This window comes from Pseudomonas syringae CC1557 (assembly GCF_000452705.1).
GTDB classification, from domain to species: domain Bacteria; phylum Pseudomonadota; class Gammaproteobacteria; order Pseudomonadales; family Pseudomonadaceae; genus Aquipseudomonas; species Aquipseudomonas syringae_F.
Map to the genome: position 1 here is coordinate 4,310,899 of NZ_CP007014.1, position 22,124 is coordinate 4,333,022.

Here is a 22,124-nt window from a genome sequence, read left to right on the forward strand (position 1 = left end):
TTCATTTATGCTGTGGTAGCATGCTGCCTTTAATCCGGACTGGTAATAATCCAACAGCCATTCATAGGCTGACGATGCCAGGCCGGAATTACCTGCCAGCTGTGTCTTTCCTATAAAACCAAGACGACTATTGCATTGAATTCCGGACGACAAGAATGCTCGGGCAGATTCACCGTGCATTGAAATTACTATCGGCCTCGGTAATGCTGAGCTGATCCAATCACATTTGGAGCGATTATGCCCAAGGCTTCCCATCAAGATCTGCGCCGCAGCTTCCGCGCCCTTACCTCGTCGAACTCCTGCTTCCATACCGCCTCGGTCTTCGACCCTATGTCAGCCCGCATCGCAGCGGACCTGGGCTTTGAAGTAGGCATCCTCGGAGGCTCGGTCGCCTCTCTGCAAGTGCTGGCTGCGCCTGACTTCGCGCTTATCACCCTCAGTGAATTCGTTGAACAGGCGACGCGGATCGGTCGCGTCGCACAGTTACCGGTGATTGCGGACGCCGACCATGGTTATGGCAATGCCCTTAACGTCATGCGCACCGTTGTTGAGCTGGAACGAGCAGGTATTTCTGCACTGACCATCGAAGATACCCTGCTGCCTGCGCAGTTCGGACGCAAATCCACCGACCTGATTTCCACGGCTGAAGGCGTCGGCAAGATTCGCGCAGCACTGGAAGCGCGTGTCGATCCAGAGATGTCGATTTTTGCCCGTACCAATGCGGCGATCATTCCGGTACAGGAAGCCATCAGCCGAGTTCAGCAGTATCAGGCTGCCGGGGCTGACGGTATTACCATCGTGGGTATTCGTGACTTTGATCACCTGGCGCAGGTATCAGAGGGCCTGACCGTGCCGCTGATGCTGGTGACCTATGGCAATCCGGAACTGCACGACAATGCGCGCCTTGCCGAAATGGGCGTGCGAGTCTGCGTGCATGGCCACGCTGCCTACTTCGCGGCGATCAAGGCCACCTATGACTGCCTGCGCGAACAGCGCCAGATACTCGGCAGCGAGTCGAACATGAGCGCTACCGAACTGACCCACACCTATACCCAGCCTGAAGACTATGTCGAGTGGGCACGCAAGTTCATGAACGTGAACGAGTGACAGGCAATGCTGGACGCGGCGCCGCCTGATCAGGAGCGGACGCAGAGCGTCTGCAACTGAATGCCCACGCAGCAACGTGCGTGGACATGATGAGCGTCACTTCGGACGCCGGGCAGGCGATATCACGCGGTGGTGTTTACACCGCCGCCGGTTTCCAGCTGCAACAACGATGCCTGCAACGTCTGCAGGTTGGCGCTGATGACGGATATCTGGCCCTGAATTGCCATGGATTTCTGAGCCTTTTCTTCCGCTGAGCCGTTACCGCTTTGGGCGGCAGCCAACTGCGCCTTCTGCTCGACGAGTTGCTTCTGAACATCCTTGATCTGCTGCTTTATCTGTTCGACGGTCTGATTGAGAGACGCTTCGCTGGAACCACCAACGCTGCCGCCGCCACCCGCCGCACCGGCCTTGCCATCGTCAGTTGACGCCTGATCAGAGCTTTTCTCTGTTTCAGTAGTCGTGGTCGCAGCAGCAGTAGCGGCCTTGGTTGTTTCAGCGTCAGTAGGCTTGACAGCTAGCGTCAACGAGCTTGAGTAACTGTTCAGCGTGGAGGTATTGATAGTAGTCATGACGGTCTCCTGGAGGTCTGGAAGAGCTATCGGCCGACTGGAAACATTCTGAAGTACTTTTATTCAATATTAAAAGAATCAGCATCCAGCCCGGCTGGAAACCGCGTGCGGTAGGCTTGCAAGTCTGTCGCGCTGAGCGTCGCCTTGAAGACTCCGTTCGCTTCGCCCATGCTCAACAGGCTCTCGCCCTGGAAATCCAGGACCTGACTGTCACCGGTGTACGCCAAGCCGTTGCCGTCCGACCCGACACGATTGACCGCAGCGACATAGCAGAGGTTTTCAATGGCTCTGGCAGGCAACAGGCGGTTCCAGTGCAGACGCCGTGCACCTGGCCAGTTAGCGGTATACAGCAGCAGATCGGTGTCCTGAGCATCACGACTCCAGACCGGAAAACGCAGGTCGTAGCAGACCAACGGGCGAATACGCCAGCCATTGAGCTCAAACATTACCTGACGCTCACCCGGCGAGTAGTGCTCATGCTCGCCCGCCATGCGAAACAGATGACGCTTGTCGTAATGCAGCAGCTCGCCATCCGGGCGCGCCCACAATAGGCGGTTACGATGGCTGCCGTCAGCGGCGCGAATGATGACGCTGCCGGTCACCACCGCGTCAAGCCGCCTGGCCTGCTCCAGCAGCCAGACCGACGCAGGGCCGGCTTCCGGCTCAGCCAGCTTCTCGGACTCCATGGAGAAGCCCGTGGTGAACATTTCCGGCAAAATCACCAGATCGGCATCGTGAGCCTGATCCAGCAGTTGCCCGAAATGTTCGAGATTGGCCTCGCGGTCATGCCAGGCCAGCGTAGTCTGGACAAGGGCGATATTCAGGTTCGGCAACTGGCTTATATCGCGCATAGTTTCTCCGCAGCCTGACGCAAGGTTTCTTCCTGCTTGGCAAAGCAGAGACGAATCAGGCGCTGTCCCGGCGGTGGGCTCTGATAGAACACGGAGATGGGAATGCTCGCCACGCCATGCTCGCGGGTCATCCACAGCGCCATATCCACGTCATTGAGATCAGGCCTGATCTGCGAGTAATCCACCAACTGGAAATAGGTGCCACCCACCGGTTTGAAGCTGAAACGAGAATCGGCCAGTTGGCTACAGAAGAAATCCCGCTTGGCCTGATAGAACCCAGGCAGCTCATCGACATGCTCAGGATGCTCGGCCATGAAGTCGGCCAGCGCATATTGCAACGGCGTCACTCCGCAGAAGCTCACGTACTGGTGGACTTTGCGCAACTCGGCGGTCAGCGCTGGCGGCGCGACCACGTAGCCGGTTTTCCAACCAGTGACGTGGTAGGTCTTGCCGAACGAGCTGACCACAAACGCACGTTGATACAACTCCTCGTGATCCAGCACGCTGACATGACTGAGACCATCAAATACCAGGTGTTCGTACACCTCGTCGCTGAGCAGATAGATATCGCGACCGGCGATCAGCGCCGCCAGGAGATCCAGCTCGGCGCGGCTGATCAATGCGCCGCTCGGGTTGTGCGGGCTGTTGATGACGATCATGCGCGTACGCGGGCTGAGCGCATCGGTCAGTTTCTGCCAGTCGATGGAGAAATCATCCGGCCCCAACTGCACGTGTACACAACGCCCACCGGCCAGCTCGACGGCAGGCTCGTAGCTGTCGTAACAGGGATCAAAAATGATCACTTCGTCACCGGGGCGAATGACCGAATGAATTGCACAGAAGATCGCCTGGGTCGCGCCGGGCGTGATGGTGATTTCGCTGTCCGGGTTAATCTCACGTCCATAGCTGCGGGCAATCTTGGCCGCAACCTGCTGACGAAGTGCTGGCAGCCCGGTCATCGGCGAATATTGGTTATGGCCTTGAGTGACATGGCGGCAAACCGCATCGCGCAGTGCCTGCGGTCCGTCAAAGTCGGGAAACCCCTGGGACAGGTTGATGGCCCCGGTTTCCGCGGCCAGCTGTGACATGACGGTGAAGATAGTGGTGCCCACGTTGGGCAACTTGCTGTCGATCATGGAACCCTTTCCCTGCAATCACTCCGCAACCAAAACGGCCCGGGCCAAGCAGAATAGCGCATAAAACAAACACAAAAAAAGGCGCCGAAGCGCCTTTTTCCAGATGCTGACTCAGCGCTTGTCGCGGCGCTTCTTGTCGGCTTTCTTGTGGTGCGACATCATTCGACGCTTCTTGTTGACCTGACGGTCAGTCAGCGTGTTCTTGTTGCCTTCATACGGGTTCTCGCCACCCTTGAACTCGATACGGATCGGCGTACCGACCAGTTTGAGCACGCGGCGATAGGTGTTTTCCAGGTAACGAACGTAGGACTTCGGTACTTTCTCGACCTGGTTACCGTGGATCACGATGAGCGGCGGGTTGGCGCCACCCAGGTGAGCGTAACGCAGTTTGATGCGGCGGCTGCCGACCATCGGTGGCGCATGCTCGCTGACCGCGTCTTCGAGGATCTGGGTCAGACGGCTGGTCGGCCAGCGTGTTACCGCAGACTTGAACGAGTTCTGCACCGACTGATACAGGTTACCCACCCCCGTGCCGTGCAAGGCCGAGATGAAGTGGATGTCTGCGAAGTCGACGAAGAACAACCGGCGTTCCAGCTCGATCTTCACGAAGTCACGTTCGCCCGGCGTCATGCCGTCCCACTTGTTCAGCGCAATGACCAGCGCACGGCCGGCTTCGAGTGCGAAGCCCAGCAGGTTCAGGTCGTGATCGACCACACCTTCGCGCGCATCCATCACGAAGATCACCACGTTGGCGTCCTTGATGGCCTGCAGCGTCTTGACCACAGAGAACTTTTCGACTTCTTCGTGGATCTTGCCGCGCTTGCGCACACCGGCGGTGTCGATCAGCGTGTACTTCTCTTCGTTACGCTCGAAGGGAATGTAGATGCTGTCGCGAGTGGTGCCTGGCTCGTCATAGACGATAACCCGGTCTTCACCGAGCATGCGGTTGACCAGCGTCGACTTGCCAACGTTTGGACGACCAATGATCGCGATCTTGATGCCGTCTTTTTCGCTCGGGCCGGGAATGCGCTTGGCTTCCTGACCTTCGGCGACTTCCTCGACTTCACCTTCTTCAAGTTCGTCTTCGTCCTTGGGGAATTCCCGCAGGGCGATTTCGAGCATCTGCGAGATGCCGCGACCGTGGGCACCGGCGACCGGAATGGCGTCGCCCAGCCCCATCGGGCTGAACTCGGCACGTGCCAGGTTCTCGTCGATGTTGTCGATCTTGTTGGCAACCACATAGGAACGCTTGTTGCGCTTGCGCAGGTGCTCGCCAATCATCTGGTCAGCGGCGGTATAACCTGCACGGGCATCCACCAGAAACAGCACCACATCGGCTTCTTCAATGGCCAGCAGCGACTGCTCGGCCATTTTTTCGTCCATGCCATGCTCGTCACCGGAAATACCGCCGGTGTCGATCAGAATATAGGAGCGCCCTTGCCACTTCGCCTCTCCGTATTGGCGATCACGGGTAAGACCGGACAGATCGCCGACGATGGCGTCACGAGTCCTGGTCAGGCGATTGAACATGGTGGACTTGCCGACGTTCGGTCGACCCACCAGGGCGATTACGGGAACCATGCGGCTCTCCACTTCGTTATTTCAGAAAATACAAAAGCCGCTGCAAGGCAGCGGCCGGAGTTCGGAGCAGCGTCCGAAGACGCTGCAGCCTTGCCGAAGCAAGGTCACCCGGGGCCATAAGCCCCGGGCATGGACACTTATTGCTTGATGGTCAGGGCTTCCAGTTTGCCGCTGTTGCCATACACGTAAATCATGTCTCCAACCACCAGCGGACGGGCACGCAAGCCATCGCTGTCGATGCGCTCGCGACCGACAAAACGACCGTCCACCTGGCTCAACAGGTGAAGGTAGCCTTCCATGTCACCGACCGCGATATAGCTGGAATACACTTCCGGCGCGCCCAACTGGCGGCGAGCCAGCGACTCGTTGCTCCACAAGGCGGAGGACGAACGCTCGTCGATGCCTTCGACAGTGCCGGAGGCCAACGTGGCATAAACGCTACCAAAGCCCTGGGCGACGCCCGAGTAGCTGGAGGCATCGCGCTGCCAGAGTACCCGACCGCTTTCCAGTTCAAGACCGGCAATGCGGCCCTGATAGGTAGCGACGTACAGTGTACCGCCGGAGAGCAGCAGCCCACCGTCGATATCAACCACACGATCCAGTTCCGAGCGACCTTGCGGTACGGCTACGCGCTGTTCCCAGACCGGTACGCCATTGGAAATATCCAGTGCGACCACCTTGCCGGTCGACAACCCGGCGACGGCGAGGCGGTTGGTGGCGAGCGGAGCACCCGTACCACGCAGGGTCAGCACCGCTGGTGTGCTTTCATAGATCCACAACTGCGAACCGCTGGAAGCGTCGAAACCGACGATGCGGTCATCCTGGGTCTGAACGACCACGACACTGCCATTGGTCGCAGGCGGAGCCAGCACTTCGCTGGTCACGCGAGCGCGCCACTTTTCTTCACCGGTCGTAGCGTCCATGGCCACGACTTCACCCTTGAGGGTGCCGATCATGACCAGGCCGTAACCTACGCCGACAGCGCCGGATACAGGAAGATCGAGATCTTTCTTCCAGATCACGTCACCGGTCAGACGATCAAGCGACACCACTTCGCCAGTGACGTCAGACGCATAGATGCGGTCGCCGTCGATGGCCGGAACCAGCATGTTGTAGGTTTTGCCCTGGCCGTCTCCGATCGAGCGGCTCCACTGCTTGTGCAGAACCACCTCTTCCTTGAAGTCGGTCAGCTCGGCCGGAGGCAATTCCTTCTTGCTGTTGCTGCTGCAACCCGCGGCCAGAATGGCCAGAGCCAGCAATGCTGCATGTTTCCAACGAATCACGTCACGCATCCCCTTTCGCCAGATCGTCGAGCTTCATTTGCAGGCCACCGACTGCTGCGTCTTCGGACAGAGCAGATTTGGCCTTTTGGTATGCAGCATGTGCCTCGTCGGTACGACCCAACTGTACCAGCAGGTCACCCTTGAGTTCTTCGCGGCTCGCGAGGAACGCCTTGTCGGCATCTCCGTCAAGCAGTTTCAATGCGTCATCGGTCTTGTTCTGCGCAGCCAGCACGCGAGCCAGACGCTGACGAGCAATTTCGGCCAGTGTGTCGTTGGCCGGTTTGTCCGTCACGGTTTTCAATTCAGCCGCTGCGTCATCCAGCTTGCCCGCGTCAACCGCCACCTTGGCGACGAACAGGCTACCGAACTGAGCATAGGTAGTGCCACCGAATTCGCTTTTCAGCTTGCCGGACAACTCGGCAACGCGTGCGGTATCGGCCTGACCACTTGGCGTCAGAGCGGTTTCCAGCAACTGCTGATAAAGCATCGAGGCGCCTTGCGACTGGCTGGTCTGATACCTGTGCCAGAACTGCCAGCCCAAGACCACGACCACTGCCAGCAAACCACCAGTCAGCAAAGGCTTACCGTTGCGCTGCCACCAGTCCTTCATTACCGCCAGCTCTTCATCTTCGGTACCCGACACCCCAATACTCCTATTCGCTAAACGGCTGTTAATCAGTTTCAACCCTGCACGGCGCAGGAGGCCAGGTGCTCTGACAGAGCATCCCAGGCAATATTTTGTTGTTCGCCCTGACCACGCAGGGGTTTGACGCCAATAACCTTTGCAGCCAGTTCTTCTTCGCCAAGGATCAAGGCATACAGCGCACCGCTCTTGTCGGCTTTCTTGAACTGACTCTTGAAGCTGCCGGCACCGGCGTTGACCTGCAAACGCAGATTCGGCACCTGATCACGGACCTTCTCGGCCAGGGTCAGTGCAGCCAGTTCGGCGGCTTCGCCAAAGGCACACAGATAGACGTCGACCTGACGAGCAATCTCTTCCGGGACCTGCTCCAGCGTCTCAAGCAACAGCACCAGACGCTCGATACCCATTGCGAAGCCGACACCCGCAGTCGGCTTGCCACCCATCTGTTCGACCAGACCATCATAGCGGCCGCCTGCACAGACAGTGCCCTGAGCGCCCAATTGATCGGTGACCCATTCGAAAACGGTCTTGCTGTAGTAGTCCAGCCCGCGTACCAGCTTCGGGTTGATGACGTAGGGAATGCCAGCCGCATCCAGACGCGCCTTGAGGCCTTCGAAATGGAGCCGCGATTCGTCGTCCAGATAGTCTGCCAGCTTTGGTGCATCGACCAGCACAGCCTGGGTTTCAGGATGCTTGGTGTCCAGCACGCGCAGCGGGTTGGTCTTCAGGCGACGCTGGCTGTCTTCGTCCAGTTGATCGAGGTGCGCCGAGAGAAACTCGACCAGCGCATCACGATAGCGGGCACGCGCTTCGCTGGTGCCCAGACTGTTCAGCTCAAGCTTGACCGCATTGCGAATGCCCAGCAGGCCCCACAGGCGCCAGGTCATGACGATCAGTTCAGCATCGATGTCCGGACCGTCGAGATTGAAGACTTCCACGCCGATCTGGTGAAACTGGCGATAGCGACCCTTTTGCGGACGCTCATGGCGGAACATCGGCCCGATATACCAGAGCTTCTGAACCTGGCCACCGCCGGTAATGCCATGCTCAAGTACTGCACGCACGCAGGCAGCAGTGCCTTCCGGGCGCAGGGTCAGAGAATCACCGTTGCGATCAGCAAAGGTGTACATCTCTTTCTCGACGATATCGGTCACTTCACCGATTGAGCGCTTGAACAGATCGGTGAACTCGACGATAGGCATGCGAATCTGCCGATAACCGTAGTTATCCAGCAGGCGCGAGACAGTGCCCTCGAAATGGCGCCACAGCGGCGTCTGCTCGGGCAGAATGTCGTTCATGCCACGAATGGCTTGTAGAGACTTACTCACAGAAAATCCTTAGCAATCCTGGTTAGCCGCGCACGATGACCGATGCATCAGCTTCGACCTTTTCGGCCGCTTTCTTGCGAATCAAGCGTTCAAGCTCGTCCACAAGATTGTCGTTGGTCAGTTTCTGCGCTGGCTTACCGTCGATGTAGATCAGGTTCGGCGTACCACCCGTGAGGCCGATATGCGCCTCCTTGGCTTCGCCGGGGCCGTTGACCACACAACCGATGACCGCAACATCAAGCGGCACCAGCAAATCTTCGAGACGACCTTCAAGCTCGTTCATGGTCTTGACCACATCGAAGTTCTGCCGCGAGCAGCTCGGGCAGGCGATGAAGTTGATCCCACGGGAACGAAGGCGCAACGATTTGAGAATGTCGTACCCAACTTTCACCTCTTCGACCGGGTCAGCGGCCAGCGAGATGCGGATAGTATCGCCGATCCCCTCAGCAAGCAGCATACCGAGGCCGACAGCCGATTTTACGGTACCGGAGCGCAGGCCGCCCGCTTCAGTGATGCCCAGATGCAGCGGCTGGACAATCTCTTTGGCGAGCAGACGATAGGCCGCGACGGCCATGAACACGTCGGAGGCTTTCACGCTGACCTTGAAGTCCTGAAAATTCAGGCGTTCCAGGTGTTCGACATGGCGCAGCGCGGATTCGACCAGCGCTTCCGGCGTAGGCTCGCCGTACTTCTTTTGCAGGTCTTTTTCCAGCGAACCAGCATTGACGCCGATGCGGATCGGAATACCACGGTCACGCGCTGCATCAACGACTGCACGCACACGGTCTTCACGACCAATGTTGCCAGGGTTGATGCGCAGGCAGTCGACGCCCAGCTCCGCCACACGAAGTGCGATCCGATGGTCGAAATGAATATCCGCGACCAATGGCACCTTGACCAGTTGCTTGATGCGGCCAAATGCCTCGGCAGCGTCCATGTCGGGGACGGACACCCGCACAATATCGACGCCTGCTGCTTCCAGACGATTGATCTGGGCAACGGTGGCAGCCACATCGTTGGTGTCGCTGTTGGTCATGCTCTGTACAGCAATCGGCGAATCACCACCGACCGGTACAGAACCGACCCAGATTTTACGGGAGACGCGACGCTTGATCGGAGATTCACCGTGCATGATTTATTGCCCCAGCTTCAGGCGAGCAGTTTCGCCACTGGTGAAAGGTGCGACGTCTACCGCTTGGCCGTTGTAGCTGACCTGCGCACCGCGGGCGAAGCCCAGACGCAAGGTCAGGGGCGGCTTGCCGCTGACATCGAGGGTTTCACCCTTGCGCTTCAGACCACTGACCAGCACCTTGCCGTTACCGTCAGTCAACTGAGTCCAGCAATCGGCAACGAATTGCACGGAGACCTGACCAGCACCAGCAATGGCGGGTGCTGGTTGCTCAGCAGGCGTCGTCGGCATGGACGGCACGTTCGGCGAAGCAATGGGCGCTTGCGCAGTGCTGGCAGGCGGCGTGACGGCAGCAGGCGTTTGTGCTTGCGCAGCGGAATGATTGGTAACGCCCGCAGCCGGAGCCGCAGGTGCCGCGCTAGGCGCTTCACTGGCGGGTGCGCCGGTATTCAACGGCAGCGAGGTCTGCCCGGAAGCCGGTACTTCGGCGACCGGAGCTTCTTCCGGTTCGTCCAACGGGTGAATCTGGGTGGTGCCGTCGGCACTTTCGACTTCGACGTGCTCCATGTTCAGGCCGGACTGATCCTTGCCACGCAAGGAAGCCTGATCCTGCCACCAGACGAAGCCGCCGCCCACCAGCACCACCAGCAACAAAAGGCTGACGATACGCAAAATATTGTGGGACAGCCTGACCGGCTCTTCGATACGCCCCAACGCGTGGACCGAACTGCCTTTGCCGTCGGTCCCGGTGTACTGGTCAAACTGTTCGACCAGCGCTGCCTGATCGAGCTCCAGCAGTTTGGCGTAGGCACGCACGTACCCCCGGGCGAACGTATGCCCAGGCAGTTTTTCAAAATTGCCGTTCTCCAGATTGCTCAGGGAAGACACGGTTAGGTTCAGCCTCAAAGCCACATCTGGCAGCGACCAGCTCCTGCTCTCGCGGGCCTGGCGCAGGGTTTCTCCAGGATTCACGCGGGTGGTTGCCACAACTTCGGGATGCGCCGCTTTCATCATTGCTCCGACAGGTATTGCTGATATTCCGGCGTACCGGGATAGAGTCTTTTCAATAGCAGACCAAGACTGGCCGCCTTGTTGCGATCATCATAGATCTTCGCCAAGCGAGCACCGAGTAATAGACTACGTGCATTTTGCTCGCTGAGCTGGCTAAAACGGTCGTAATAATCGCGTGATGGCACATATTGCTTGTCCTCGTAGGACATTTGGGCCATTTCCAGCAAGGCTCGCGTCAGTCGGCGGTCAAGGCGCAGTGCCTTGGTGAACTGCTCACGAGCCTGATCGCGATTACCCAGTTTCAAAGAGGTCATGCCCAGGCTTTCGAACACCCGGGATCGCTCAGGATACAGATTGTCGGCAGCGGCCTGTTCGAAACGCTCGTAAGCTTCCTTGTAGCGCTTCTGCTCGTAGAGAAAGCTGCCGTAATTATTAACGATACGGGTGTCATTGTTGCTGGCGGACAGCGCCTTGTGAAAGTACTGCTCGGCGAGTTCCGGTTCCATTTCCGTCTGGAACACCAGCGCCAGTGCAGCATTGGCCTGCGGATCGGAACTGTCGAGTTCAAGCGCTCTTTTCAGCGGGATCTTGGCACGCTCGGTCTGACCTTCCTGAAGGTAACCCAAGCCAAGCTGCACATACGCCCTGCGCGCCTCGTCGCGCCCCTGCTTGGTGGTCAGCGGATTGACGCTGCCCGTGGACACACAGGCCGTCAACAGCATGACAACACACAGTAAAAACAAGGCACGCACAGACATGGAGTCCTTCCCGGTCAGGTTCTGGTCGCCGCGACCGGAGCCACATCGGCCTCGGAACTCAACTCACGCACGGCGATGTAGCGTTCGCTACGACGCGTGCGATCCATCACCTGCCCGACCAGTTGGCCGCATGCAGCGTCAATGTCTTCACCACGCGTGGTACGCACAGTGACGTTATAACCAGCCTGATGCAACAAGTCCTGAAAACGACGAATTGCGTTATTGCTGGGACGCTCGTATCCGGAGTGCGGGAACGGGTTAAACGGGATCAGGTTGATCTTGCACGGAGTGTCCTTGAGCAGCTCGATCATCTCGACTGCGTGTTCAACCTGGTCGTTGATGTCCTTGAGCATCGTGTACTCGATGGTCAGCACGCGCTTTTCGCCCAGACTGGCCATGTAGCGACGGCATGACTCAAGCAGCATCTGCAACGGGTATTTCTTGTTGATCGGTACCAGCTGGTTGCGCAGCGCGTCATTCGGCGCGTGCAGCGATAAAGCCAGCGACACATCGATGTGCTTCGAAAGCTCATCGATCATCGGTACCACGCCGGAGGTGGACAACGTCACACGACGCTTGGAAATGCCATACCCCAGGTCATCCATCATCAGATGCATGGCGGCAATGACATTGTCGAAGTTCAGCAGCGGCTCACCCATGCCCATCATCACCACGTTGGTGATGGCACGGTCGACGGTAGCCGGGACGCTGCCAAAGGATTTGTTGGCAATCCACACCTGGCCGATCACTTCAGCGGCGGTGAGGTTGCTATTGAAACCTTGCTTGCCGGTGGAGCAGAAACTGCAATCCAGGGCACAGCCCGCCTGGGACGAAACACACAAGGTGCCACGTTTACCCTGCGGAATGTAGACGGTCTCGACGCAGCTCCCGGACTCTACACGCACCACCCATTTACGGGTGCCGTCGGTGGAGATGTCTTCGCTGACCACTTCAGGACCACGAACCTCGGCACAGGCCTTGAGCTTTTCGCGCAGGGCCTTGCTGACATTCGTCATGGCGTCGAAATCATCGACGCCAAAGTGGTGAATCCACTTCATGACCTGACCGGCACGGAAGCGCTTCTCCCCGATAGAGTCGAAGAATTTCTCCATTTCCGGCTGAGTCAGACCCAGCAGGTTGGTTTTACCAGTCGATGCAATCATGAATTCACCCTTCACTCGTTAGTCAAAAATGACTTAGCGAGCGGTTACTTCAGTAGCGGCGAAGAAGTACGAGATTTCGCGAGCAGCGGCTGCTTCGGAATCGGAACCGTGTACAGCGTTGGCGTCGATGGAGTCAGCGAAATCGGCGCGGATGGTGCCGGCAGCAGCTTCTTTAGGGTTGGTAGCACCCATCAGCTCGCGGTTCAGAGCGATAGCGTTTTCGCCTTCCAGAACCTGAACAACAACCGGACCGGAGATCATGAAGGCAACCAGGTCACCGAAGAAACCACGGGCGCTGTGCTCAGCGTAGAAACCTTCAGCTTCAGCCTTCGACAGTTGCTTCAGCTTGGAAGCAACAACGCGCAGACCGGCTTTTTCAAAACGAGTGGTGATCTCGCCGATTACGTTCTTTGCAACGGCGTCAGGCTTGATGATGGAGAAAGTACGTTGAACAGCCATGGTGAAACTCCAGAAACAGTGATTTAAGCGAAAAATTAAACCCGCGAATTATACGCGGGTTCTGGTGTATTGCCTAACGGCGTACGTTACTGAACGTCAATCCAGCTCTTCGATCCACAATGTCTGGATCGCTTCGAGAACCTTTTCCCCGCTGCGTGCAGGGTCATCGTCGAATTCAGGCAAGGCCATTACCAGGCCACGCAGCTTGGGGAAACTCACAGTGAGCGGATTTACTTCCGGATGGCTTTCAGCCAGCTGGATAGCAATTTCCTGCACATCAACCCATTTGAGACTCATGAGCAATCCTTGAATCAGTGTGGCGCTTCAGCAGCGTGGTTGAGCGAATACTTGGGTATTTCGACGGTCAGGTCTTCAGTGCCGACAATGGCCTGACAGGATAGACGCGATTGCGCTTCCAGCCCCCATGCCTTGTCGAGCATATCTTCCTCCAGCTCGTCGGCTTCGTTCAGCGAATCGAAGCCTTCGCGAATGACGCAGTGGCAGGTGGTGCAAGCACACACACCGCCACAGGCGCTTTCGATCTCGATGTGATGCTCATGGGCAATGTCGAGAATAGACGTGCCGGGCTCCACTTCTACAACCAGCCCATCCGGGCAATGCTCGGCGTGGGGCAGAAAAATCACCTGCGGCATCAGTTATTCCTCAATCTCATTCAAGTTGCGCCCGGCCAATGCGGCTTTTACCGTCGAATCGAGGCGTCGGGCAGCAAATGCGTCGGTCACTTGCGACAGACGCTTGGTCTGCTGCTCGATGGCGTAACCATCAGTGCCTTGCATCAATTCACGTAATTCTTCCATCTGCAGACTGATGACCATACGCTCTTCTTCATCGAGAAGACGTTCGCCATCAGCATCCAGCGCACCCTGAACCGCTTCGAGCAGGCGCTCGGCGTCAACCTGATGCTCACGCAGCACGCGGGCAACCTTGTCGTCGCCGGCGTATTCAAAAGAGTCCTTGAGCATGCGAGTGATTTCGCCGTCAGTCAGCCCGTAGGACGGTTTGACCTGGATACTCGACTCGATGCCCGAGCCCATCTCACGCGCCGAAACGCTGAGCAGGCCATCAGCATCGACCTGGAAAGTGACGCGGATTTTCGCCGCGCCCGCTACCATCGGAGGAATGCCGCGCAATTCGAAGCGCGCCAGCGAACGGCAGTCGCTGACCAGCTCGCGCTCGCCCTGCAGAACGTGGATTTTCATGGCCGTCTGGCCATCTTTGTAGGTAGTGAATTCCTGACCACGGGCCACTGGGATCGTGGTGTTGCGCGGGATGACTTTTTCCATCAGCCCGCCCATGGTTTCCAGCCCCAACGAGAGCGGAATCACATCGAGCAAAAGCAGTTCGCCACCATCACGCTTGTTACCTGCCAGAGTATCAGCCTGGATCGCAGCCCCGATGGCCACCACTTGATCCGGATCGATGTCGGTCAGGGGCTGACGACCGAATAGCTCGGCGACCGCTTCGCGAACGCGAGGAACACGGGTCGAACCACCGACCATGACCACGGCCTCGACTTCTTCAAGCTCGATACCGGTGTCACGCACTGCGCGACGACAGGCCTTGAGACTGCGCGCGACCATTGGCTCGATCAGCGCATTGAACGCGTCACGCGTCAGGGTGCCGCGCCAGTCGCCGTAGGCAACGTCGACGGACTCGGCGTCCGTCAGCGCTTCCTTGGCGGAACAGGCGGTCTGCAACAGATTGCGTTGCGCGGACGGATCGATGTCGGCGGACAAGCCGGCATCGGCGACGATCCAGCTGGCAATGGCATGATCGAAATCATCGCCGCCCAACGCTGTATCGCCACCGGTGGCCAGCACCTCGAATACACCGCCAGTCAGGCGCAAAATCGAAATATCGAACGTACCGCCGCCCAGGTCATAAATGGCCACGACACCTTCGGCTTTTTGATCCAGACCGTAAGCAACCGCGGCGGCCGTAGGCTCATTGAGCAGGCGCAGCACATTGAGGCCGGCCAGCTTGGCGGCGTCCTTGGTGGCCTGACGCTGGGAATCATCGAAATAGGCCGGCACCGTGATTACCGCACCCACCAGCTCGCCACCCAGCGCCGCTTCAGCACGCTGACGCAGAACCTTGAGGATGTCAGCGGACACTTCAACCGGACTTTTCGGCCCCTGTACGGTGTCGATGAACGGCATGTGCGACTCACCGCCAACAAAGCGATAAGGCAGCTGCTCGCCCAGTTGCTTGACGTCGGTCAGACCACGCCCCATGAGACGCTTGACCGACAACACGGTATTGAACGGGTCCTGGGAGGCGGCGACTTTTGCCGACTGCCCCACTTCGACACGATCAGCGTGATAGCGCACGGCAGACGGCAGAATGACCTGCCCTTCTGCATCGGCCAGCGGTTCAGACAGGCCGCTGCGCATTGCAGCAACCAGAGAATTTGTGGTGCCCAGGTCGATCCCCACAGCCAGACGACGCTGGTGCGGTTGAGGACTCAGGCCGGGTTCGGCGATTTGCAGTAAGGCCATGCTGTTCAGAATAATCACTGGCGTGCAGCCGAAGCCGCACGGGGTTAATCGTCGAGGCGCTCTTCTAGCTGGCGCACTTCGTGAGAAAGCTTGTCGAGAAACTGCATACGCCGCATCAGCTTTTCAGCGTGCTCGCGTTGTGCAGGGTCGCTCCAACAGGCAGCGAAGCTCTGGTTGAGAGCTTCCTGAGCGATCTTGAGCTGGCGCTTGAAAGTCGCAACCCCGGCAAGATCGGCTTCATCCTGCAGATCCTCAAGATCTTCGCGCAATTGCATCTGCTGCAGAAGAAACTCGGGGTCATGCACGGTGACCTCGATCGGCACCTCATTGCCATTCATCGCCAACAGATAGCGCGCTCTTTTCGGCGGGCTTTTGAGGGTCTGATAGGCTTCGTTGAGGCTGGCTGAACGCTCCAGCGCGACACGCTGCTCAGCCTCTGAGGCATCAGCGAAACGGTCCGGATGGACATTGCGCGCCAGCTCGCGATAGCGCGTGGCCAACTGGTCGAGATCAAGCTGAAACTCGGGCTTGAGCTCGAACAGGGCGAAATGACAGGGAGTACCCACAATAAAAAGCCTCAGACGTTGAAGCTTTCGCCACAGCCGCACTCACCGCGCGAGTTGGGGTTGTTGAACTTGAAGCCTTCGTTCAACCCTTCGCGCACGAAGTCGAGCTCGGTGCCATCCAGATAGACCAGGCTTTTCGGATCAATGATCACCTTGACGCCGTGCATTTCAAACACAGTGTCTTCGCCAGCCGCCTCGTCGACGAACTCGAGCACGTAGGCAAGACCTGAACAGCCTGTGGTGCGAACACCCAGACGAACGCCATCACCCTTGCCACGCCCCTCAAGGGAACGTCGCACGTGGTTAGCGGCAGCTTCTGTCATGCTGATAGCCATCGGAGCTCCTTACTTGTTCTTTGTGAAGACCTGCTTACAGCAGGCCTTTCTTCTGCTTGTAGTCGCGAACGGCCGCTTTGATAGCGTCTTCGGCGAGTACCGAGCAGTGAATCTTTACCGGCGGCAGCGCCAGTTCTTCAGCCAGCTGAGTGTTCTTGATGGTCTCTGCTTCATCCAGAGTCTTGCCCTTCATCCACTCGGTTGCCAGCGAGCTCGACGCAATCGCCGAGCCGCAGCCGTAGGTCTTGAACTTGGCGTCTTCGATAACGCCCTGATCATTGACCTTGATCTGCAGGCGCATCACGTCGCCGCACGCAGGAGCGCCGACCATGCCGGTGCCGACATCAGGATCTTCCGCGTTCATCTTGCCGACGTTACGTGGATTCTCGTAGTGGTCGATGACCTTTTCGCTGTAAGCCATGATTCTGTTCCTCTCACATCAGGGAGCCGCTCTGCAGGCCATGCTGCAATTGCGCATGACCTGTATTGGAGGCGACTTTAAATTAGTGCGCCGCCCACTCGATCTTGGAGATATCGACGCCATCTTTGAACATGTCCCACAGCGGCGAAAGTGTGCGCAGCCGAGTGACCGCCTCGCAAACTTTCTGCGCGGCGTAATCGATTTCTTCTTCGGTGCTGAAACGACCGAAGGTGAAGCGAATCGAGCTGTGTGCCAGTTCGTCGTTACGACCAATGGCACGCAGCACGTAGGAAGGCTCCAGCGATGCCGAGGTACAGGCCGAACCGGACGAAACCGCCAGATCCTTGAGCGCCATGATCAGCGACTCGCCTTCGACATAGTTGAAGCTCAGGTTCAGGTTGTGCGGTACGCGAACAGTCAGGCTGCCGTTGACGTACAGCTCTTCCAGGTTTTCGACCTGCTTGAAGAAACGATCACTGAGTGCCTTGATGCGCACGTTTTCAGCGGCCATTTCTTCCTTGGCGATCCGGAACGCTTCACCCATGCCAACGATCTGGTGGGTGGCCAGTGTGCCGGAACGCATACCGCGCTCGTGGCCACCGCCGTGCATGGCCGCTTCGAGGCGGACACGCGGCTTGCGGCTGACGTACAGCGCGCCAATACCTTTAGGACCGTAGGTCTTGTGGGCCGAGAACGACATCAGGTCAACCTTGAGGCTGGCCAGATCGATTTCAACCTTGCCGGTCGATTGCGCGCCATCAACATGGAACAGTACGCCACGCGAACGGGTCAGTTCACCGATGGCAGCGATGTCGTTGATGGTGCCGATTTCGTTGTTCACATGCATGACTGACACCAGAATGGTGTCATCGCGCAGTGCAGCTTCAATCATCGAAGGCGTGATCAGACCGTCTTCACCCGGCTCGATGTAAGTGACTTCGAAACCTTCGCGCTCAAGTTGGCGCGTGGTATCGAGAACAGCCTTGTGTTCGATTTTCGAGGTGATCAGGTGCTTGCCTTTGCTGGCGTAGAAGTGCGCCACACCCTTGATCGCGAGGTTGTTGGATTCGGTGGCACCCGAGGTCCAGACGATTTCGCGCGGATCGGCACTGACCAGATCGGCGACCTGACGGCGAGCATTCTCGACCGCCTCTTCGGCTTTCCAGCCAAAGACGTGGGAGCGCGAAGCGGGGTTGCCGAAGTTTCCTTCAACGGTCAGGCATTCGATCATTTTCTGCGCGACACGCGGATCAACCGGGGTCGTCGCGGAGTAGTCGAGGTAAATTGGCAATTTCATTGAAGCTCTCCTATCAGGCAGGCGCACCGCTCATTCATCTGCGTTCATTCGACGGCGGACGTTTCGATCTTACCCAGTTGCGACGTGTGGTTATGACCACGGCGCATATCCTGGCGCTGAGCGACTTCTTGTACCTCACGGCGAGTGACAAGATCCGCCAAGCTGATACCGCTTAGAAATTCGTGAATCTGCTGGCTCAGGTCGCACCACAAGTGGTGGGTCAGGCAGGTGTCACCGGCATGGCAGTCGCCAAGCCCCTGACAACGCGTGGCATCGACCGATTCATTGACCGCATCGACGACCTGCGCAACCTGTATACCTTGCATGTCGCGGGACAGTTGATAACCACCACCGGGACCACGCACGCTGGAAACCAGATTGCCCCGGCGCAGCTTGGCGAACAGCTGCTCAAGGTACGACAGGGATATGCCCTGCCGCTCGGAGATGTCAGCCAGAGACACTGGCCCGTTCTGCGCATGCAACGCCAGGTCAAGCATGGCTGTTACAGCGTATCGGCCTTTAGTCGTCAGTCGCATGGCATATACCGCAGAGGTTCGGAATGAGGGCGAGTATGCTATTCCCGAGTAAATGAGTCAAGTATTAGACCAAGTAAAACAGTCGGGATTAGCTAAAAGCGAGGGCCGTATCATAGCAAAGGCGCGCCGTAATGGCACGCCCCAAGCCCTCTAGCCTGCCGTGTTCTCGCGCTCTTCCTTGACACAGTCGAAGACCTCGTCGCGCAGCTCGGGCAGCTCCTTGGCGCAGTAATCGCTACCCAGTTTTCCGAGGGCGTCGCACATGCCCTCCAGGCGGCCGTCGACCGCCTGCAAATGATCGAGCAACTGACCGATAGCGCGGGCGACGGGGTCTGGCATGTCGCCGCTGATACCGTAGGCATCGAAGCCGAGCTTTTCCGCCATGGCCTTGCGCCTGGCTTCGGTCTCGTCGTCCAACTTGACGATGATCCGCCCCGGGATTCCCACCGCAGTTGCACCTGCGGGCACAGCCTTGGTCACCACAGCATTGGAGCCGATCTTGGCGCCGGCGCCCACCGTGAACGGCCCAAGCACCTTGGCACCTGCGCCGACCACCACGCCATCTTCCAGTGTCGGATGGCGTTTGCCGGCATTCCAGCTGGTACCACCCAGGGTCACACCCTGATAAAGCGTCACGTCATTGCCGATCTCGGCGGTTTCGCCGATCACGATGCCCATGCCGTGATCGATAAAGAAGCGCCGGCCGATGCGCGCCCCCGGATGGATCTCGATGCCGGTCATCCAGCGACCGAAGTTGGACACTACCCGCGCAGGCCATTTCCAGCCGTTGCGCCACAGAATGTGCGCAAAGCGGTGCAGCCAGATGGCGTGCATGCCCGGATAGCAGGTCAGGACTTCAAAGGCGTTGCGCGCCGCAGGGTCGCGATGGAACACGCTTTGTATGTCTTCTCGCAGACGCTCGAACATCACTGATCCTTCCGCTTGTAAGGTTCGCCGCGTGCGACTTTCTGGGTTTCGGTTAGTACGCCGCGCAGAATGCTCAGCTCGGAGCGCTCTACTTCGCTGCGGCCGAACAGCCTGCGCAGGCGCGCCATCAAGTGCCGTGGCTTTTCAGGATCAAGGAAACCGATAGCCACCAGCGTGGCTTCCAGATGACCATAGAAACCCTCCATCTCATCCATGGTCGCCAGCTCCGCACTGTGCGCCGACGCCGGCTGGGACGCTGCGCCCTGCTCCGACGCTTTCAGCCAGGCCATGCGTACTTCGTAGCTGAGCACCTGCACAGCAGCGGCGAGATTGAGCGAACTGAACGCCGGGTCCGATGGAATATGGACATGGAAGTGACAGCGCTGCAGTTCTTCATTGGTCAGGCCGGCATGTTCACGACCAAAGACCAGCGCCACCTCGGCGCCCTCCCCGGCCTGCTCGATAACCTTTTCGCCAGACGCACGCGGATCAAGCAACGGCCAGGGCAGACTGCGATCCCGCGCACTGGTGCCTAGCACCAAGCGGCAACCTACCAGCGCTTCTTCCAGCGTCGCAACGACCTGCGCACCTTCAAGAATATCGGTGGCGCCTGACGCACGGGCATCAGCGTCAGGCGAAGGAAAAATCCGGGGCTCGACCAGTACCAGGCGCGAAAGCCCCATGTTTTTCATGGCACGAGCGGCCCCACCGATATTTCCGGGATGGGTAGTGCCGACCAGGACAACACGGATGTTCTGCAACAAGGCGAACGCTCACTGAGGCGAATTAGGGGGGCAAATCTTACAGAAACGGGCAGGCTTGCGCTACGAACCCGTACACACAGGGTGGCCCGAACGTACGCGTCGAGTGGCAAAAAAACGCATGCCAAGTCGACAGCCGTAACAACGCAAGGCTGGAAATAATTCGAATCAGCCCATAGAATGCCCGGCTCTCTTTAACAACCTTAGGTGAATTGTCCATGCAGCCCATGCTGAATATCGCGCTGCGCGCCGCCCGCAGCGCCAGCGAATTGATTTTCCGCTCCATCGAGCGCTTGGATACCATCAAGGTTGACGAAAAAGAAGCCAAGGATTACGTCACAGAGATCGATCGCGCTGCCGAACAGAGCATCATCACTGCATTGCGCAAGGCCTACCCGACTCACGGCATTCTTGGTGAAGAAAGCGGCATGCACGAAGGCAGCGGCGAAGGTACCGACTACCTGTGGATCATCGACCCACTGGACGGCACTACCAACTTCGTTCGTGGCATCCCGCACTTCGCGGTCAGCATTGCCTGCAAATACCGCGGTCGTCTTGAGCACGCCGTTGTTCTGGACCCGGTCCGCCAGGAAGAATTCACCGCCAGCCGTGGTCGCGGCGCAGCCCTTAACGGTCGTCGCCTGCGCGTCAGCCAGCGCAAGAGCCTGGAAGGCGCCCTGCTCGGCACCGGCTTCCCGTTCCGTGACAACCAGATGGACAACCTCGAAAACTACCTGGGCATGTTCCGCAGCCTGGTCGGCCAGACCGCCGGTATCCGTCGCGCAGGCGCTGCCAGCCTCGACCTGGCGTACGTAGCTGCAGGTCGCTTTGATGCATTCTGGGAGTCAGGCCTGTCGGAGTGGGACATGGCAGCAGGCGCCCTGCTGATTCAGGAAGCAGGCGGTCTGGTCAGCGATTTCACAGGCGGTCACGACTTCCTGGAGAAAGGCCACATCGTTGCCGGTAACACCAAATGCTTCAAGGCTGTACTGACCGCCATCGCACCGCACCTGCCAGCTTCGCTCAAACGCTAAGCTGCAGATGTAAAAAAACCGGCTTTCGCCGGTTTTTTTATGCCTTGAAGAAGCCCAGCGGCTGGCGTTACTGCGCCTGACCCAAAATCAGCTGACCGTTCTTGTCGACCGGAATCTGGCTACCTGGATCACGCTCCATACGGACCTGACCCACTTTCTCGTTCAACTTGTACTTGACGTTGTAGCCCACGACCTTGTCGCTGACATCATTGACCGTAGTGCAACGGTTCTGCGTCGTGGTGTAGGTATCACGCTCTTGCATGCCTTCCTGCACCTTGTTACCGGCATAACCGCCGCCGACCGCACCGGCAACTGTCGCGAGCTTCTTGCCATTACCGCCACCCACCTGATTACCCAGCAGGCCGCCAGCAACCGCGCCAATCACGCTACCAACAATCTGGTGCTGGTCCTTGACCGGCGCCTGACGAGTAACGGTTACGTCCTTGCAAACTTCACGGGGGGTTTTGATCTGCTGGTTGATTGGCTCGACCGCCAATACATCCGCATACTCAGGACCACCCTTGACCAAGCTATAGGTGGCAACGGCGCCGCCAGCAGTCACGACAGCAGCACCTAACACAGCACCAACAAGCATAGACTTGTTCACTAGAACCTCCTGACCAATCGAAACGCAGCATAACTGCGCAATGCCTAGCCTTGGAGCATAAAAAAAGGCGCGAGTTCAGAACTCGCGCCTTTTTTATGATGAC

The 22,124-nt window shown here is 58.3% G+C and carries 25 protein-coding genes; 2 read left to right on the forward strand and 23 right to left on the reverse strand.

Translation table 11 applies throughout. From position 1 onward, the window contains the following. Positions 1–237: 237 nt before the first annotated feature. Complete coding sequence (locus N018_RS18980) at positions 238–1,107, forward strand: isocitrate lyase/PEP mutase family protein (protein ID WP_024645263.1); 870 nt, start codon at positions 238–240, stop codon at positions 1,105–1,107. Positions 1,108–1,229: 122 nt separating this feature from the next. Here N018_RS18980 and N018_RS18985 read toward each other — a convergent pair whose 3' ends face one another. The 22 genes from N018_RS18985 to trmJ form a co-directional block, all read right to left on the reverse strand. Next, a complete protein-coding gene (locus tag N018_RS18985) occupies positions 1,230–1,676 on the reverse strand; it encodes a FlxA-like family protein (RefSeq protein WP_025390470.1) in 447 nt (148 codons plus the stop codon). A gap of 59 nt (positions 1,677–1,735) precedes the next feature. Next, positions 1,736–2,527, reverse strand: coding sequence for an amidohydrolase (locus N018_RS18990; RefSeq protein ID WP_025390471.1), 792 nt, complete (start codon positions 2,525–2,527; stop codon positions 1,736–1,738). Continuing rightward, a complete protein-coding gene (locus N018_RS18995) occupies positions 2,515–3,663 on the reverse strand; it encodes a pyridoxal phosphate-dependent aminotransferase (protein WP_025390472.1) in 1,149 nt (382 codons plus the stop codon). Before N018_RS18995 ends, N018_RS18990 begins: the two co-directional genes overlap by 13 nt. 111 nt (positions 3,664–3,774) lie before the next feature. Next, positions 3,775–5,244, reverse strand: coding sequence for a ribosome biogenesis GTPase Der (gene der / locus N018_RS19000; protein WP_003380618.1), 1,470 nt, complete (start codon positions 5,242–5,244; stop codon positions 3,775–3,777). A gap of 137 nt (positions 5,245–5,381) precedes the next feature. Continuing rightward, a complete protein-coding gene (bamB, locus tag N018_RS19005) occupies positions 5,382–6,536 on the reverse strand; it encodes an outer membrane protein assembly factor BamB (RefSeq protein ID WP_025390473.1) in 1,155 nt (384 codons plus the stop codon). After that, the gene (locus tag N018_RS19010) at positions 6,529–7,170 is read right to left on the reverse strand and encodes a YfgM family protein (protein WP_024645258.1); all 642 of its coding nucleotides are present in this window, start codon (positions 7,168–7,170) and stop codon (positions 6,529–6,531) included. Before N018_RS19010 ends, bamB begins: the two co-directional genes overlap by 8 nt. A gap of 38 nt (positions 7,171–7,208) precedes the next feature. Further along, positions 7,209–8,498 (reverse strand): histidine--tRNA ligase, encoded by a 1,290-nt coding sequence (hisS, locus tag N018_RS19015; RefSeq protein WP_024645257.1) that lies wholly within the window; start codon positions 8,496–8,498, stop codon positions 7,209–7,211. 22 nt (positions 8,499–8,520) lie between these two features. Next, entirely contained in the window at positions 8,521–9,630 is a 1,110-nt protein-coding gene (gene ispG / locus N018_RS19020) for a flavodoxin-dependent (E)-4-hydroxy-3-methylbut-2-enyl-diphosphate synthase (protein WP_024645256.1), read from the reverse strand. Positions 9,631–9,633: 3 nt separating this feature from the next. After that, on the reverse strand, positions 9,634–10,638 hold the full coding sequence (locus N018_RS19025; RefSeq protein WP_025390474.1) for a RodZ domain-containing protein: 1,005 nt from the start codon (positions 10,636–10,638) through the stop codon (positions 9,634–9,636). Then, entirely contained in the window at positions 10,638–11,396 is a 759-nt protein-coding gene (gene pilW / locus N018_RS19030; RefSeq protein WP_024645254.1) for a type IV pilus biogenesis/stability protein PilW, read from the reverse strand. The genes N018_RS19025 and pilW overlap by 1 nt, the downstream gene beginning before the upstream one ends. Before the next feature lie 14 nt (positions 11,397–11,410). Continuing rightward, positions 11,411–12,559, reverse strand: a complete 1,149-nt coding sequence (rlmN, locus tag N018_RS19035) for a 23S rRNA (adenine(2503)-C(2))-methyltransferase RlmN (protein ID WP_024645253.1) — start codon at positions 12,557–12,559, stop codon at positions 11,411–11,413. Between the two features lie 33 nt (positions 12,560–12,592). Continuing rightward, positions 12,593–13,018: a nucleoside-diphosphate kinase gene (ndk, locus tag N018_RS19040; RefSeq protein ID WP_002552482.1), complete on the reverse strand. Its 426-nt coding sequence runs from the start codon at positions 13,016–13,018 to the stop codon at positions 12,593–12,595. Between the two features lie 96 nt (positions 13,019–13,114). Beyond that, complete coding sequence (gene iscX, locus N018_RS19045) at positions 13,115–13,315, reverse strand: Fe-S cluster assembly protein IscX (protein ID WP_025390475.1); 201 nt, start codon at positions 13,313–13,315, stop codon at positions 13,115–13,117. A 14-nt stretch (positions 13,316–13,329) separates the two neighbouring features. Further along, positions 13,330–13,671: an ISC system 2Fe-2S type ferredoxin gene (fdx, locus tag N018_RS19050; RefSeq protein WP_007248518.1), complete on the reverse strand. Its 342-nt coding sequence runs from the start codon at positions 13,669–13,671 to the stop codon at positions 13,330–13,332. A gap of 3 nt (positions 13,672–13,674) precedes the next feature. Then, positions 13,675–15,537, reverse strand: a complete 1,863-nt coding sequence (gene hscA, locus N018_RS19055; RefSeq protein WP_025390476.1) for a Fe-S protein assembly chaperone HscA — start codon at positions 15,535–15,537, stop codon at positions 13,675–13,677. A gap of 44 nt (positions 15,538–15,581) precedes the next feature. Beyond that, on the reverse strand, positions 15,582–16,103 hold the full coding sequence (hscB, locus tag N018_RS19060) for a co-chaperone HscB (RefSeq protein WP_024645250.1): 522 nt from the start codon (positions 16,101–16,103) through the stop codon (positions 15,582–15,584). A gap of 11 nt (positions 16,104–16,114) precedes the next feature. Beyond that, positions 16,115–16,438: an iron-sulfur cluster assembly protein IscA gene (gene iscA, locus N018_RS19065; protein ID WP_002552477.1), complete on the reverse strand. Its 324-nt coding sequence runs from the start codon at positions 16,436–16,438 to the stop codon at positions 16,115–16,117. Between the two features lie 34 nt (positions 16,439–16,472). Then, positions 16,473–16,859 (reverse strand): Fe-S cluster assembly scaffold IscU, encoded by a 387-nt coding sequence (gene iscU, locus N018_RS19070; RefSeq protein WP_007248515.1) that lies wholly within the window; start codon positions 16,857–16,859, stop codon positions 16,473–16,475. An 82-nt stretch (positions 16,860–16,941) separates the two neighbouring features. After that, complete coding sequence (locus N018_RS19075) at positions 16,942–18,156, reverse strand: IscS subfamily cysteine desulfurase (protein ID WP_024645249.1); 1,215 nt, start codon at positions 18,154–18,156, stop codon at positions 16,942–16,944. Positions 18,157–18,200: 44 nt separating this feature from the next. Continuing rightward, positions 18,201–18,692 carry a Fe-S cluster assembly transcriptional regulator IscR gene (gene iscR, locus N018_RS19080; protein WP_024645248.1) on the reverse strand — a complete coding sequence of 164 codons (492 nt, stop codon included), beginning with the start codon at positions 18,690–18,692 and terminating at the stop codon, positions 18,201–18,203. 150 nt (positions 18,693–18,842) lie between these two features. Then, positions 18,843–19,619: a serine O-acetyltransferase gene (gene cysE / locus N018_RS19085; protein WP_025390477.1), complete on the reverse strand. Its 777-nt coding sequence runs from the start codon at positions 19,617–19,619 to the stop codon at positions 18,843–18,845. Then, the gene (gene trmJ / locus N018_RS19090) at positions 19,619–20,383 is read right to left on the reverse strand and encodes a tRNA (cytosine(32)/uridine(32)-2'-O)-methyltransferase TrmJ (RefSeq protein WP_025390478.1); all 765 of its coding nucleotides are present in this window, start codon (positions 20,381–20,383) and stop codon (positions 19,619–19,621) included. The genes cysE and trmJ overlap by 1 nt, the downstream gene beginning before the upstream one ends. Before the next feature lie 215 nt (positions 20,384–20,598). On the opposite strand from trmJ, the gene suhB reads away from it, so the two are divergent. After that, on the forward strand, positions 20,599–21,414 hold the full coding sequence (gene suhB, locus N018_RS19095) for a type III secretion system regulator SuhB (RefSeq protein WP_007248509.1): 816 nt from the start codon (positions 20,599–20,601) through the stop codon (positions 21,412–21,414). Positions 21,415–21,481: 67 nt separating this feature from the next. Here suhB and N018_RS19100 read toward each other — a convergent pair whose 3' ends face one another. Continuing rightward, on the reverse strand, positions 21,482–22,021 hold the full coding sequence (locus tag N018_RS19100) for a glycine zipper 2TM domain-containing protein (protein ID WP_024645244.1): 540 nt from the start codon (positions 22,019–22,021) through the stop codon (positions 21,482–21,484). Between the last annotated feature and the right edge of the window lie 103 nt (positions 22,022–22,124).

Coding starts and splice junctions, on each gene's coding strand:
- N018_RS18990 (WP_025390471.1), bottom strand. CDS start 2,527: ATGCGCGATATAAGCCAGTTGCCGAACCTGAATATCGCCCTTGTCCAG.
- rlmN (WP_024645253.1), bottom strand. CDS start 12,559: ATGATTGCATCGACTGGTAAAACCAACCTGCTGGGTCTGACTCAGCCG.
- N018_RS19025 (WP_025390474.1), bottom strand. CDS start 10,638: ATGAAAGCGGCGCATCCCGAAGTTGTGGCAACCACCCGCGTGAATCCT.
- N018_RS18980 (WP_024645263.1), top strand. CDS start 238: ATGCCCAAGGCTTCCCATCAAGATCTGCGCCGCAGCTTCCGCGCCCTT.
- N018_RS19075 (WP_024645249.1), bottom strand. CDS start 18,156: ATGAAATTGCCAATTTACCTCGACTACTCCGCGACGACCCCGGTTGAT.
- ispG (WP_024645256.1), bottom strand. CDS start 9,630: ATGCACGGTGAATCTCCGATCAAGCGTCGCGTCTCCCGTAAAATCTGG.
- pilW (WP_024645254.1), bottom strand. CDS start 11,396: ATGTCTGTGCGTGCCTTGTTTTTACTGTGTGTTGTCATGCTGTTGACG.
- hscA (WP_025390476.1), bottom strand. CDS start 15,537: ATGGCCTTACTGCAAATCGCCGAACCCGGCCTGAGTCCTCAACCGCAC.
- iscX (WP_025390475.1), bottom strand. CDS start 13,315: ATGAGTCTCAAATGGGTTGATGTGCAGGAAATTGCTATCCAGCTGGCT.
- cysE (WP_025390477.1), bottom strand. CDS start 19,619: ATGTTCGAGCGTCTGCGAGAAGACATACAAAGCGTGTTCCATCGCGAC.
- iscU (WP_007248515.1), bottom strand. CDS start 16,859: ATGGCTTACAGCGAAAAGGTCATCGACCACTACGAGAATCCACGTAAC.
- der (WP_003380618.1), bottom strand. CDS start 5,244: ATGGTTCCCGTAATCGCCCTGGTGGGTCGACCGAACGTCGGCAAGTCC.
- N018_RS18995 (WP_025390472.1), bottom strand. CDS start 3,663: ATGATCGACAGCAAGTTGCCCAACGTGGGCACCACTATCTTCACCGTC.
- fdx (WP_007248518.1), bottom strand. CDS start 13,671: ATGCCGCAGGTGATTTTTCTGCCCCACGCCGAGCATTGCCCGGATGGG.
- suhB (WP_007248509.1), top strand. CDS start 20,599: ATGCAGCCCATGCTGAATATCGCGCTGCGCGCCGCCCGCAGCGCCAGC.
- N018_RS18985 (WP_025390470.1), bottom strand. CDS start 1,676: ATGACTACTATCAATACCTCCACGCTGAACAGTTACTCAAGCTCGTTG.
- ndk (WP_002552482.1), bottom strand. CDS start 13,018: ATGGCTGTTCAACGTACTTTCTCCATCATCAAGCCTGACGCCGTTGCA.
- iscA (WP_002552477.1), bottom strand. CDS start 16,438: ATGGCTATCAGCATGACAGAAGCTGCCGCTAACCACGTGCGACGTTCC.
- bamB (WP_025390473.1), bottom strand. CDS start 6,536: ATGCGTGACGTGATTCGTTGGAAACATGCAGCATTGCTGGCTCTGGCC.
- iscR (WP_024645248.1), bottom strand. CDS start 18,692: ATGCGACTGACGACTAAAGGCCGATACGCTGTAACAGCCATGCTTGAC.